Origin of the sequence: Kribbella sp. NPDC051587, assembly GCF_044453945.1 — a bacterium.
Classification (GTDB): domain Bacteria; phylum Actinomycetota; class Actinomycetes; order Propionibacteriales; family Kribbellaceae; genus Kribbella.
Window position 1 is genome coordinate 376,893 of the sequence record NZ_JBITDE010000006.1, and the last position, 13,364, is coordinate 390,256.

Annotated in this window: 8 protein-coding genes; 3 read left to right on the forward strand and 5 right to left on the reverse strand. The window is 67.6% G+C overall.

The genetic code is table 11. From position 1 onward, the window contains the following. Positions 1 to 37: 37 nt before the first annotated feature. The 5 genes from ACIA49_RS23720 to ACIA49_RS23740 all read right to left on the reverse strand — a co-directional run bounded on the left by ACIA49_RS23720 (position 38) and on the right by ACIA49_RS23740 (position 10,894). Positions 38 to 742, reverse strand: coding sequence for a hypothetical protein (locus ACIA49_RS23720; protein ID WP_396379492.1), 705 nt, complete (start codon positions 740 to 742; stop codon positions 38 to 40). Between the two features lie 74 nt (positions 743 to 816). Continuing rightward, a complete protein-coding gene (locus ACIA49_RS23725; protein WP_396379493.1) occupies positions 817 to 1,083 on the reverse strand; it encodes a hypothetical protein in 267 nt (88 codons plus the stop codon). 16 nt (positions 1,084 to 1,099) lie between these two features. Next, positions 1,100 to 1,366, reverse strand: coding sequence for a hypothetical protein (locus ACIA49_RS23730; RefSeq protein ID WP_396379494.1), 267 nt, complete (start codon positions 1,364 to 1,366; stop codon positions 1,100 to 1,102). Beyond that, entirely contained in the window at positions 1,363 to 2,067 is a 705-nt protein-coding gene (locus ACIA49_RS23735; RefSeq protein WP_396379495.1) for a DUF6928 family protein, read from the reverse strand. The genes ACIA49_RS23730 and ACIA49_RS23735 overlap by 4 nt, the downstream gene beginning before the upstream one ends. 28 nt (positions 2,068 to 2,095) lie before the next feature. Beyond that, positions 2,096 to 10,894 carry a polymorphic toxin-type HINT domain-containing protein gene (locus tag ACIA49_RS23740; RefSeq protein WP_396379496.1) on the reverse strand — a complete coding sequence of 2,933 codons (8,799 nt, stop codon included), beginning with the start codon at positions 10,892 to 10,894 and terminating at the stop codon, positions 2,096 to 2,098. Positions 10,895 to 11,076: 182 nt separating this feature from the next. Between ACIA49_RS23740 and ACIA49_RS23745 the strand changes: the two genes are divergently transcribed. The 3 genes from ACIA49_RS23745 (at position 11,077) to uppS (ending at position 13,337) form a co-directional block, all read left to right on the forward strand. After that, positions 11,077 to 11,433, forward strand: coding sequence for a hypothetical protein (locus ACIA49_RS23745; RefSeq protein WP_396379497.1), 357 nt, complete (start codon positions 11,077 to 11,079; stop codon positions 11,431 to 11,433). Between the two features lie 63 nt (positions 11,434 to 11,496). Beyond that, a complete protein-coding gene (locus ACIA49_RS23750) occupies positions 11,497 to 12,573 on the forward strand; it encodes an ATP-dependent DNA ligase (RefSeq protein WP_396379498.1) in 1,077 nt (358 codons plus the stop codon). Beyond that, positions 12,573 to 13,337 (forward strand): polyprenyl diphosphate synthase, encoded by a 765-nt coding sequence (uppS, locus tag ACIA49_RS23755; RefSeq protein ID WP_396379499.1) that lies wholly within the window; start codon positions 12,573 to 12,575, stop codon positions 13,335 to 13,337. The genes ACIA49_RS23750 and uppS overlap by 1 nt, the downstream gene beginning before the upstream one ends. The last annotated feature ends 27 nt before the right edge of the window (positions 13,338 to 13,364 follow it).

Consider the following 13,364-nt stretch of genomic DNA (forward strand, 5'->3'; position numbering starts at 1 on the left):
GACCGGCTCACTGTCCACAGACCTCGCGGGTCGTGCCCTACTTGTACTGCACGCGATCGGCCGCGTGCGCGTCACCCTGGGCCAGCCCGACGTTCGACACACCGATGACCAACTGGTGCCCGGTGGCGTCGTTCCGGTAGGTCACGTACGTCGATCCTGCGCCCGCGTCAGCCGTGATCCGGCGCCAGTGCGAGCCACCGGTCTTCGAGATCTTCGTGAGTGCCTTCGCCACGTCCGGGGTGGCGTAGTACGCCATCCACTTCGTGTCCCCGCGGCCCCAGGCGCGGATCAGGTTGTCCGACCAGTCCAACGCGCCGTAGGCCTTCGGCTCACCAACGAACTTGGCGCTCGTCGCGGCATGCCAGCCGCCGGCACCCCGCAGACCCACGTTCTGAACGCCGACCGTGAGGTTCCCGCCCCGCGCGTCGTCGTGATACGTCACGTAGATCGTCCCGGCCGCACCTTCAGTGCCGGTACGACGCCAGTGGATCCCGCCCGGTGTCGCCTGCGCGGTCAGCGCGTGAGCGGCCGCCGTACTGGCGTAACAGGACGTAGTCGCCTGCTCACCACTACCCCACGCCCGCACGAGCCGGTCCGCATAGGTCACCGCGTCAACGTTCGCCACGGACTTCCCGCACGACACGGCAGCCGTCGCCGGCGCCGCACTACCGAGCACGAACGGCACGCTCACAGCGAGTGCCGCCGCCGTACCGAGAATCTTCTTCTGACCGTTGATGTGCATGATCAACCTCCCGAGTTGGTCAACATCTGTTCACCCGGTAGGACGCATCGCAACCAGAACTAGTTGGCCTTGCGCTATTCACCATCGAGATAGAGGTCCAGCCAGTGCCAGTCTCCAGGCCCGTGACGCAGCGCCGCCAACGCCTTGTCCAGACACTCCGCGAAGGAGTGGCAGCCCCGGGCCTGGAACCCCTCAGCACCAGCACCGGGTCCCGACATGTACACATGCCACGAACCCGCAACCGGCACCGGGACCTGCGGCTCGACAAGGATCGACAGGTTCACGCCGGCCTGGCCCAGTTTCTCGAAAAGTTCCTCGACCTCGGCCGCCGTCAGCTCCATCAAGAGGTCCCGCCCGTCACTCCGCCGCCACGTACAGACCCAGCAGATCCCAGTCGCCGGGCAGCTCCTGCAATCGCGCGACGACGACGCGGATGCATTCCTCCAGCGTCCTGAGGTCCCAGTGAACGATCCCGGACCCCCCGAGCTGCGGTGCCGCCAACAGCACCGTCCACGGCTTACCCCGCGCCCGCGACCGCTCGTGATCGATCTTGATCATGATCTTCACGCCGGCCGCACTCACATCCTGCAGGAAGTCCGCCAGGCTGAAGCTGTTCAGATTCAACAGGAGCCCTCGTCCAGCGTGCCTGCCCACTCGCTGCGCGGAACTTCTCGCCGGACCAGGCGGGAGGTGTCGGGCGCCCGCTGTTCCCGGCCGACCGGGCGGAACGTGGAGACCTCGATCTCGTCCGGCTCGACCGAGGTCCCCCGCAGACTCCCCTCGATGACGAATCCGAAGAAGGCCTTCAACGCCTCGTTGCCGAGCTCGATCGGATGGAACGGCAACGGGTAGTCCGGCAGATGGCTGACCGGATGCCCGCCGGCCCAGAAGGCCTCCTCGAACGCCAGCCGCTCACCGATGTCCTCGATCACCCCGGTCGCCACCCCCAAGCTCAGCGACCGGGTCAACGTCCCACCGGACCAGGTCGCGAATCCGGTCCAGTCCTCCGAGCTCTCCAGGAACACGCCGTAGGCGTCCCGCCCACCGCTGAGCCTGAGCACGTCGGCGGTCAACTCGCTGGGCCGGTTCCGGGCGAACTCCCGCGAACAGACGATGTCGACACCAGACGCCGAGGCCGCGGTGACGAGCCCTCGCTCCGGCCAGAGCGCAAGGTCGAGCCCCAAGGCCTCCACCTGCTCGGCCGCACCCCCGAGCAGGCTCTCGGCAAGCCGCCGCGACCGCCCTTCGTCGATGACCGGCTCCGCCTGCAACACCTCCCGGGGAGCCTGGTCGGCGAACATGATCACGGCTGCTCTCGAACCCATGGAACCTCGTCACTCGTCAGGGTGCCGCCTACGAACACAGTCCACAGGTCCAGAGTTCTACAGCGACCTTCATCTTGACCAACGTGCCCTTCGCGATACCCGGCAGGCGATTGCCACGGACAACAGCACCATTGCCGCTGCCCAGGTCAAGATATCCAAGGGCCTGGTTCGGTGTCAGTCCGCCACTGTTCGTCTTCACCTCGAAGGCGACCCACTCGCCGGCCGGGTTCTGGGCGACGAAGTCCGCGCGGAACAGATCACCGTTGCTGTTGGTGAAGTAGACCTCCTTGGTGATGTTGGAGTAGCCGGAGTCCTGCAACAGCTGGTGGGTGGCGAACTCACCGAGCTCGCCGTGCGGGATGCCGTCGATCGAGCACTCTCCGACGTTGTGCACCAGCACTGCCTCGGCGCCCGCGAACACGAAGTAGGTGTGCACGCCGTCGACAGTGAGGTTGTAGGCCTGCGCGGTGCGACTGGTCCCGGCGCGCAGGCCTCCGACCGTCGGGCGGCTGCCGTCGGGTGACTGCAGCTGATCGCCCCGGTCGAGCTCCTGGGCCTCCTCGAACCGCTGATCGGTGGCATTCCAGAACGGGTGATCCTCGGTGGTGGTGACCACGTGGCCGTCGACGTCGAGGTCGGTCACCTCGTCGGGATGCTCGAAGATCGCGGAGACCCGGTGTGGTCCCTGTTCGCCGGTTCGCGGATCGGCGGCAAGGACTTCGTCGCCGACCTTGATCTCGGAGATGGGCTTGGCCGACCCATCGGCCATCTGGACCAGGGTGTCCCCGGTGAAACTGCGCGGACCGACCCGGCAGGCCTTCCCGACTCGCTCGGCGACATCGTCCAGCAGTTTGGCGGCCGGCTTGGCCGAGCGCAGACCGATGCTCAGGAACTTGCCGACCCCGAACATCAGCACGCCGTCGGCGCAGCCCTTGGCCAGGCCCCGCAGGTAGTCGCCGGCGGTGTGTTTGCGGCCGAGCAGCGCACCGGCCACCGTGTTCACGAGCGCGTCGCCGACACAGGCCGCGACGATCGCCGGGATCGCGCCGCTGGGATCGGTCAGGTCGGCCGGATTCCCGCCGACGTACGAGTAGAGGTTGGGACCTGCCGCCCCGAAGCCCGCCGGATCCTCGGACAGGAAACGGCCGGTGCCCGGCTCGTACCACCGTGAGCGCTGGAACTGCAGACCCGCGGGGGTGCCCGCCCCCGACTCGCGTCCGGTGTAGCGCACCGGGTTGGGGTCGTTCGGCAGGCTCGATCGCGCCTCGCCGTACGGACTGTAGGTGTACTGGGCAGCCAGCGTCGACGCGTCGGGATCTGTCCGGGCGAGGACCGATCCTTGCCGGTCGGTGAGCAGTGACGATGCGCCGCCGGTTCCCGCGAGCCCGTCGATCCGCGCGACCGCCGAGTCGGTGCCCGACCCGGCCAGGTAGGTCGCATCGGTCGACCCCGGACCGTCCTCGACCATCAGCTCCGAACCGTCGTACCGAAGGTTCCAGGTGTCGGCGCCGATGGTCGTCCCGATCCGGCGTCCCAGAGCGTCGTACCGCAGTTGGGAGTCACCCGCGGCGCCGGTGGTCGCGGTCAACTCACCGCGGGCATTCCAGGTGTACGTCGACGTGCCGTCCGACGTGAGGTTGCCCTCGGCATCGTAGTGCCGGCTCACGCCGTCCAGTGCGGTCAGCCGGTTCGCCGGATCGAACACTGCGGACGCGACCGGCGGCGGGAGGTCCGCACGCGCCCACGAACCGCCTGTCCGGTCGAGTCGGCCGCCCGTGTCGTAGTGGTAGGTCACGTCGCCCAGCACCTCTGAACCCGACGCGTAGGTGAGGCCGGTCAGCATGCTGCTGAGGTCGTAGGCAGCCGTACGTACCACTCCGCCCGGTTGATTCAACGTCTTCAACCGACCGACCGAGTCGTACCCGTACGACGCCTTGACCGTCCCGCGCTGTACCTCAGTGAGCAGATCGGTCTTGTCGTATGTGTACGTCGTATCCGGCAGTCCCGGCACCTTCAGCTTCGCCAGCCGGTCCGCCTCGTCCCACTCCCGGGTGATCGTGCCCTGGGCCGTGGTTTCGGTGACGGGCCGATCCTTGTCGTCGTACGTATACGCGACCGATCCCGCGCCCGGCGTGGAGTCGGTGAGCGACTTCAGCCGTCCCTTCTCGTCGTAGAGCGAGATCAACGTCGACTGGTACTGGTACGCGCCCGGCGTCCCGGTCCGGCCGAACCCGGTGAACACGTTGCGCTGCAAGTCGTCGTACCGGAGCTCGAGGGTGAGCCCGCGCCGGTCCGTCATCGTCACCGGCCGGCCGAGCGCGTTGTAGGTGTAGGTGCTCGACTCTCCAACCTGGTCGGTCGCCTGCTGCACCCGGTCCATCGCGTCATACGTCCACCGGCTCGTCCCTCCTCGGCCATCCTTCAGCGACTCCCGGTTGCCGTTCTTGTCATAGGTGTACGTCGTGACCACCCCGAGCGCGTCCTTGGCGGACAGCACCTGGTTCGCCGCGTCGTACTGGACGCTGGACACCCCGCCATCGGGTGCGACCGTCTCCTGGACCCGCCCGGCGGCATCGACGTTGAACGACGTCCGCCGGCCGCCCGCGTCGGTGACCGCCGAGACGACGTCGTCCAGATACTCGTAGCTCACCGGGCCGGCGCCCTCGGGCGTCCGCTTGGTCAGCATGCCGTCGCTGTTCCATTCGTACGACGTCTTGCGGCCTTCCGCGTCCGTCGACGTCGCAACGTTGCCGGCGGCATCGAACGTGTAGCGCGAAGTGTTGCCGAGGGCATCGGTCGTCGAGTCCATCGCACCCTCCGGACCGTTGTACGTCGCTGTCGACTGCTGCTGGGACGTGCCCAGGCTCACGGTCGTCGACGTCGCCTGCTGATCGCCGTTGTAGATGCTGACGATCGACCGACCGGTGGAGTCGCTGGTCTTCAGCGGCAGATGGCTCGACGGTTCCCGCTCGACGCTGTAGCCGCTCTCGGCCGTCGTACCGGCCGCGCTGGTGCTCTTCGACAGGTAGCCGGAGGAGTCGAACTCGGTCACCCGGACCGCGCCTGCCGGGTCGGTGACCGTTGCCTTGACGACCTTCTTTCCGGAGCTGTCGAGGACGTAGTCGAACTTGTAGAGGCCACCGTCGGCCTGCTTCTGCTGGATGACGCGGTTGTTGGCGTCGTAGGTGTTGGTGAGGAAGAGCTGGTTCTTGGCGTCGGTGATGGTGGTCAGGCGCTTGGACGCGTCCCAGCCGTAGGTCGTGACGCCGCCGTTGACGTCGGTGACGGTCTTCAGCAGGCCGGTGTCGTAGGTGTAGGAGACGGTTCGTCCCGCGTTGTCGTGGATGGCGGTGATCTGGCCGGCGGTGTTGTAGTCGTAGCTCAGCCAATAGCCCTCAGACGAGGTGACCGAGACGATGGCGCCGATCTGGCTGCCCCAGCTGTTCTTGGCGATCCGGCGGATCTTGACCGAGTGCCCGAACCGGTCGCGGATCGACTGCAGGGGCGCGAGGTCGCCGTACACGAGGGTGGTTCCGTCACGCAGCCGCAGGTCCCAGCCGTTGCCGTTCCAGACCACGGTGGAGCCGGCGAACTGACCGAAGGTTCCGGTGGCCGCGAAGGCCGCGTCGCTGTAGCCGCGGCCTGGTGAGGTCCGAACATAGTGCACCTGGGTGCCGTCGATCAGGTTGAGGTCGAGTTCCTCCCACTGCCGCTTCGAGGTCAGGAAGGTGTCATAGGTCCCCATCGTGCCCATGCCGAACGGTCTCGTGGCCTGGCCGTCGCCGGAGCTGTAGGCGCGCTGCGCCTCGATCGGGATGAAGCCACCCAGCGACAGGTCGGACTGCGTGTAGGTGAACCTGCCGGTACCGAGGTCGACCGGATCGCCGGCCGAGCCAAGCCCCTCCAGGACGCCCTTGACCAGGGCCTCGAGCCAGCCCGGCACGTTGATCATCGCGCCGTCGAAGTTCTCGATCCCGGTGTCGTACGACGGCTTGACCTGCGAACCGTCCGGCGTCACGTTCCCGTGTCCGTAGATCTCCCAGCCCTCGGCGTACTTCTCGTGGGTCCAGAAGTTCATCTCGGTGCCGGGCTTCTGGTTCAGATAGTTCGGGTAATACAGCTGCCCCTCGCCACCGTGGATCTCGCCACCGGCCGGCTGGATCGTGAAGTAGACCGGGACCTGCACACCCTTCGGCATCGGGATCGGCGTGCGATCGACCGGGATCGGCGTGAGCCCCACCCGGGTGACCGGCTTGCCGTCGGCGTCGGTGATCGTGACGCCCTTCGGCAGATGCAGCTCGAGACCCTTCACCTTCGGCGTCTTGATCACGATCGGCGCGGTGGTCGGGCTCGTGATCGGCACCTCGTTCGCGGTGTCCAGGATCGGCAGGTACGGCTGGTAGAAGAGCTTCTGCGTCCCCTTGCGCAGGTTCACCTGGACGTCGAAGTACCCGTACTTCGTCGTCGGTGTCGAGGCCGTCCGGCCGTCCATCACGAACAGGAAAGTGCCCTGCGGCAGCCGGGTCAGGACGAACGATCCGTCTCGCTTCGTCTTCACGGAACGATCGGCAACCCGCACAGTGACACCGGCGATCGGCTTGCCGTCGGTGCGCAGGATCTTGCCGGTCAGCGCGGCGTCCCGGCGCCGCGGATAGACCGGCGGCTGCTCGGGTTCGTCAGGCTCGTCCGCTGCCGGGCGCACTGTACGGCGATCAGGCGCGTCCGCCGCCCGCGGTGACGCAGCCAGCGTCGTGGTCGCCACCGTCACGGTCGCGGACCCGGTATCGGCGTAGATGGGATCGACCAGCAGTGTGTACGTCGCGGCCGTCGGCAGGGTGTAGGTCAGCGAATTGTTCGTCAGCAACGACGTCGACGTCAGCGTCGTACCGGCGGCATCCAGCAACAGGAGGCGGCCGCCGATGTTCGGATAGTTCTGCGCGGTGATCGTGCCCTTGATCTTCTGGTTCGCCGCACCCGTGAAGGTGATTCGTCCGGACTGCCCGGTCGTCGTCGCGACCGCCACGCCGGCGCCGCCGACGGTCGCCGGCTTCACGACATCGGCCGGTACGTCGATCAGCCGCACGGTGGCCGCGGCGGTCGCGTTCAGCGTCGGATCGACGACGATCGTCCACGTCCCGGCAGTCGCGGACGTGGTGGTGTCGAACAGCTGCCCCTTGTTGCCCGCAAGGCAGTTCGTCGACCGCTCACGGGTCCCGTCCGGACGGCGCAGTTCGAAAGTGATACCGAAGTCCTGCGACGGGTCCGGGAGGGTGCAGCCGATGAAGAACCGCTTGCCTGCGGCAACAGGGAAGGTCACCGTCGCGTTCTGGCCGGGGGCCAGGCTCACGGCCGGGTTCGAGCCGAGGGCGGAGTTCACCACCGTGTCGGCCGGGACCGACACCACCCGCAGCGTCGGGCCGTAGACGACCGACGCCTGCGGGTCGACCACCACCGTCCAGGTCCCGGCGGTCATCACCCGGGTGTCGAAGAGAATTCCGCGATCGAACTCGGCGCAGGTGACGGACTCGACGCGCTGGCCTGCCGGATCCAGCAACTGGTAGAAGATGTCGCTGTCGTGCGCGCTGTCCCGAACGCAGGTGACCATGACCCGCTGGCCTTCGGTGACGGGGAAGGTCAGGCGCGCGGACTGACCAGGGACCGTGTTCGCGACCGCTTTGGCCGGCCCGTCGACGGTCGTCGTGTACACCGCGTCAGCCGGGATGGTGTTCACCTTGACGTCGATCGTGCCGGTCGTCGAGCCACCCGGCTCGAGCAGCACGATGTACTCACCCGTCTGCGGGAGGGTGTAGCGGTCGGCCTGGTATTGCAGGAACACCGCCCAGGACTCGTCCCGGTAGAGGAACGAACCGTCCGGTCCCCGCACCGACACCCGGCCGTTCAGAATCGTGCTGGTGAGGAAGTCGATGTGAACGAGCTGCCCTTGCTGGCCGGTGAAGCTGACCGATCCGTTCTGACCGGGCTTGGCGATCGTCAACCGCCCCGGCGTACCGTCGATCGTCGTGGTCGCGGTGATCGGGGCCGGCACGGTGGTCACGCGGGCCTTGAACGTCCCGACGTCGAACCTGGCCGGGTCGTAGTCCAAGGTGTAAGTACCGGTCTCGGGCAACGAAACGGCCGGCAGGTAATTGTTCGGCGAAGTCCCGACGAAGCTGGTCTCCTTGAGCTTCTGACCCGACGGCCCCCAGAGGACGGCATGGTCGACGACCTGGCTCGGTACGGCGGCGCTGAGGGTCGTGAAGACCAGTTGGCCCTTGGTGCCGGTGAAGGTGAAGAGCGGGTGTGAGCCTGCTTGGGTCGTGGTGGTGCTTGCCTCCGGTCCATCGATCGTCAGCGGCGCGGCGACATCGGTGCTCTCCTGAGCGGTGACGGTGAAGCCGCCGGTGGTCGGATCACGTGGGTCCAGTTCGAGCAGATAGGTGCCGGCGGTCGCACTTCGCGGCAGGTCGATGTACTGGGTCCCGCACAACGACTCCTCGGCGTAGACCGCGCTTCGGTCGGGTGCCCAGATGTGTGCCTCGTAGCAACCGGTGATCGTCTCGTCGATCTTGTACCCGAACCGCTTGCCCGGGGTTCCGTCGGTGGTGAAGAGCGCGATCTGGTTCGAGGTGGTCAGGTTGACCGTGGCCGGCGTACCGACCGTGGTGTGTGGTGCACCCGCCACATCAGCCGCCAGGAAGGGCGCCGGTACGACGGCCAGGTGGCCGGTCGACGTCGCCGTACCGCCCTTGGTGCGGACCACCACCTTCCCGGCCAGGCCGAAGGTCGGCGCCTTGACGGTCAAGGTGGTCGGCGACGCGGTGAGGACCTGGAGCTTCATCGCGTTCACCGTCACCGTGTTGCCCGGGGTGCTCGGCGCGAAGTTGGAGCCGGTGATCGTCACCGTCGCGCCGCGGTTGACGACCAGCGGGCCGAACGAACTGATCTGCGGCGTCACCAGTACGCCGACACTGCCGGCGGCGATCGTGGTCCCGCCGACGGTGACGGTGACCGCGCTGCCCGACGTACCGCTGGGAATGGTCACGATGAGGTGGTTGCGGCGCAGCGTCTTGACCGGTGCGTTGACGCCGCCGATCGACACGCTCACCTGCGCCGGGTCCAGGCCGAACCCGGTGCCGTAGATCTCGTACTCGTCGCCGGGCGCGACCTCCGGGTTGCCGGTCTGGACGATCTTCAGCACGTTGGCCGGCAGCGACTTGGTCGCGGTGATGTTGCCGACGGCGTCGTACACGTACTCCACGCCGGTGCCCTCGGAGGTGAACGCGGCCCGGACCCGTCCCGCGAGGTCGTGGGCGTAGAGCACCTCGCTGCCCATCGGGACGATCGCCTTCGACGCGGCGGAGCTCGGGCCGGTACCGACGGCGTTGGTCGCCTGCACGGTGAAGGTGTACGGGATGCCGTTGGTCAATCCGCCGATGGTTGCCGTGTTCACCGCACCGACGGTCATCTTGATCGCACCGGGATTCGCGGTCACCGTGTAGCCGGTGATCGCGGCGCCGCCGTCCTTGGGCGTGGCCCACGCGACGGTCGCGGACTGGTCCGCACCGGTCGCCGTCACTGCGGTCGGTGCCGCCGGTGCGGTGGCCTTGAGAAAGTAGCCCCGCAGCCGGACGAACAGCTTGGTGGCACCGCTGGCGTAGAAGGTTGTCTGGCCCGCGGACGAGAATCCCAAGGTGTCATGAGACGCGGTGCTCAGCCCGTTGCCGTAGTACAGCGAGGCGTCCGACGGACGGGTCGCGCCGGTCGGGTATCCGGTGATGGAGCCCGCCGCGGTCGGGGCGGAGGCGTTCACGTTCACGGCGACAGCCGAGACCGCTGCCGCGGCCGGTACGCCGTTCGCTCCGGCGAGGGCCACCGCCGGCGTCGTACCGCCGGCCGCGAGGGCTGTCCCGTTCACCACGGTGGCCCGGGCCACCGGGACGTACGACGAACCGGCAGTGCTTGCTGTGGGCATCAAGTAGTAGCCACGCAGGCGGACGATCAGGTGGGTCGCACCGGTCACGGCGAAGCTGACCTGCCCGGATGCTGACAGCTTCACGGTCTCGTAGTTGCCCTGGTTCACCGTGAGCGGGTAGTAGACCGTGGCATCGGCCGGAGCGGCGGCTCCAGCTGGGTACGTGCGGACGTAGCCGGCCGCGGTCGCCGCGGAGGCGACGACGTCGAGTGCGACCGCGGCCACGTTGGCGACCGCCGGAACACCGTTGGCGCCGGCAATGGTCTGCGTGTGCACGCCGTTCGTGGTGAGGTCTACGTTGTTGACGACCGTCGTCGACGGGAGCGGTACGAAGGTCGCACCGGCTGTCGTCGTGGCGGCTGACGTGTAGTAGCCACGCAGGCGCACATACACGGTCGAGGCCGCGCTGGAGTACAGGCTGATCTGACCGCTCGCCGAGACGGGCACCACGTCGTACGACGCGGTGTATCTACCCGTCACGAAGCTGTTCGTGCTGTCCGCGGGACGCGTCGTGCCGGCCGCGAAGCTCTGCACCCAGCCGGGCGTCGTCGCGCCCATCGCGCTGATCTGGATCGCGACGGAACTCACCTGTCCAGCGGCCGGTACGCCGTTGGCGCCGGTCACCGTCACGGTCGTTGTGCCACCGGCGGCGACAGCGACGGCGTTCACCACCGTGGCGCTGGGCACAGGCACGAACTGCCCCGCAGCGGGTTGTAGCTCCGGCGTCGCGACAGCAGCCGTTGGGCTCTTGGGCGGTTGCACCGCGGCAGCAGGACGCGGAGACGTGTCGACCGCCAGCAGCGCGGCGATCAAAGCGAGCAGGACAAGATGAACGACAGTGCGGAAGCGGCGCACGAGACCCCCAGCTAACCAGTCAACTCCCCCGAGCGGACCCGGCCAGGTCGCCAGCAGCATAAGGCGATTCAGCCACCCGTAGTGGGTTTTTGCACGTTGCTGCAGAACACCTGGCCGAGCCTTCGCACCCTCGACTACCGTCAGCCGCCGCAGTCCCCATCCACTCGACCTGGGAGACCCTCATGCGCACCAAGCGAGTTCTCGCCGGCACCGGAATCGCGACCGCCCTCCTGCTGTCTGTCGCCCTGCCGGCCTCCGCCCAGACGATCGACGACGTCCCCGGTGTCAAGGGCGTGTTCGACATCGGCGAGAAGCACATCACCGTGTACGACACGCTCTGCGACGACGACTCCGTCTATGCACAGTGGAAGACGATCCCCGGCGAGGTCCAGCGGATCCGGAACAACAACGGCTGCGGGTCCTCCGACGGCGGGTACGTGCCGATGGGCGATGGAGAGATCGTCTACTGGCGCGTCTGCGTGGACAGGTCCTTGCCGACCCGTGACAAGTGCTCGAGCTGGCTCGCCGCCTATCTGTGAGCCGCACCGGGGCCACGAGCTCACCTCAATGACTCTGGGCCCCGGTGGGTACAGAATGGCGGGATGGACCTGCCTGTGATGCCGCCGGTGAAGCCGATGCTCGCGAAGCCTGTGAAGGGGATTCCGCGCGGGGAGCTCAGCTACGAGCCGAAGTGGGACGGGTTCCGGTCGATCGTGTTCCGGGACGGGGACGAGGTGGAGATCGGGAGCCGGAACGAGAAGCCGATGACGCGGTACTTCCCGGAGCTGGTGGAGGCGATCAAGGCGAACCTGCCGGAGCGCTGCGCGATCGACGGGGAGATCATCGTGATCGGCGAGTCCGGTGACCGGCTCGACTTCGAGGCGCTGCAGCAGCGCATCCATCCGGCGGCGAGCCGGGTGAACATGTTGTCGGAGAAGACGCCGGCCCGGTTCGTCGCGTTCGACCTGCTGGCGCTCGGCGACGAGGACTTCACCGAGCGGCCGTTCGCGGAGCGCCGTACGGCGTTGCTGGGGGCGCTCGCGGAGGCGAAGGCGCCGATCCACATCACGCCGGCCACGAGCGACCACGACACGGCCGAGCAGTGGTTCGAGCAGTTCGAGGGTGCCGGACTGGACGGGCTGATCGCGAAGCCGCTCGACGGGCTGTACATCCCGGACAAGCGGACCATGTTCAAGGTCAAGCCGGAGCGTACGGCGGACTGCGTGGTGGCCGGCTATCGCCTGCACAAGAGCGGACCCGACCGGATCGGCTCGCTGCTGCTCGGTCTCCACAACGCCGACGGCACGCTCGCCAGCGTCGGTGTGATCGGCGCGTTCCCTCTCGAGCGGCGTAAGGAACTGTTCGAAGAGATGCAGGAGCTGGTGACCACGTTCGACGACCACCCCTGGGCGTGGGCGAAGCAAGAAGAGGGCACGCGGACGCCGCGCAACGCCGAAGGCAGTCGTTGGCAGGCCGGGAAGGATCTCTCGTTCACTCCCCTGCGTCCGGAGCGCGTTGTCGAGGTGCGGTACGACCACATGGAGGGCGTGCGCTTCCGCCATACCGCTCAGTTCGTTCGCTGGCGCCCGGACCGTACGCCGGAGTCGTGCACCTATGAGCAGCTGGAAGAGCCGGTGAAGTTCGACCTGGCCGACGTACTGACGAGTGCGACCAGCTGATGAACCCTCTCTACGGTCTCTACACCCGTCGGCTCCGCCGTCAGCTCACCACGCTCCCCCAGCCCCAGCACATCGCCATCGTGATGGACGGCAACCGCCGGTGGGCACGCCGCGCCGGATTGGACGACGTACGGCTCGGTCATCGTTTCGGCGCGCAGCACCTTGAGCAGTTCCTGACTTGGTGCGCCGCCGCGGGCGTGAACTGCGTGACCGCGTGGGTCGCGTCGGCCGACAACATCCGGCGCCGCGACTCGGCCGAGGTCGACTACCTCATGCAACTCGCCGAGACCGTCCTCGCTGACCATGTACGGCGGGACCACCGCTGGCGACTGCATGTCGCCGGGCAACTGGACCTGCTCCCGGACTCGACCGCCCACGCCCTGAAGGAGGCCGTCGAGGCCACGCGTGACCGGGTTGGCGCCGGCGATCTGACCATTGCCATCGGCTACAGCGGCCGCCTCGAGGTGCTCGACGCGATCCGCGGCGTACTGGACGAGGCAGCCGAAGCCGGCCGCGACTTGACCGACGTCGCGGCCGACCTGACCGAGGACGACATCAGCAGGCACTTGTACGTGCCCGGCCTCCCCGATCCCGACCTGGTCATCCGCACCAGCGGTGAGCTCCGGATGTCGGACTTCCTGCTCTGGCAGGCGACCCGCTCCGACATCGAGTTCTGCGACCTCTATTGGCCGGCCTTCCGCGAGGTCGACTTGCTGCGGGCGCTTCGGACGTATGGTCAGCGGGTACTCGATCGATCCAGTTGAGGCACTATGGGTAGTAACCGACCTGGA

Bases quoted from the DNA above. Each gene is read 5' to 3' on its own strand.
- ACIA49_RS23725 (WP_396379493.1), bottom strand. From the start codon at position 1,083: ATGGAGCTGACGGCGGCCGAGGTCGAGGAACTTTTCGAGAAACTGGGC.
- uppS (WP_396379499.1), top strand. From the start codon at position 12,573: ATGAACCCTCTCTACGGTCTCTACACCCGTCGGCTCCGCCGTCAGCTC.
- ACIA49_RS23750 (WP_396379498.1), top strand. From the start codon at position 11,497: ATGGACCTGCCTGTGATGCCGCCGGTGAAGCCGATGCTCGCGAAGCCT.
- ACIA49_RS23720 (WP_396379492.1), bottom strand. From the start codon at position 742: ATGCACATCAACGGTCAGAAGAAGATTCTCGGTACGGCGGCGGCACTC.
- ACIA49_RS23745 (WP_396379497.1), top strand. From the start codon at position 11,077: ATGCGCACCAAGCGAGTTCTCGCCGGCACCGGAATCGCGACCGCCCTC.
- ACIA49_RS23735 (WP_396379495.1), bottom strand. From the start codon at position 2,067: ATGGGTTCGAGAGCAGCCGTGATCATGTTCGCCGACCAGGCTCCCCGG.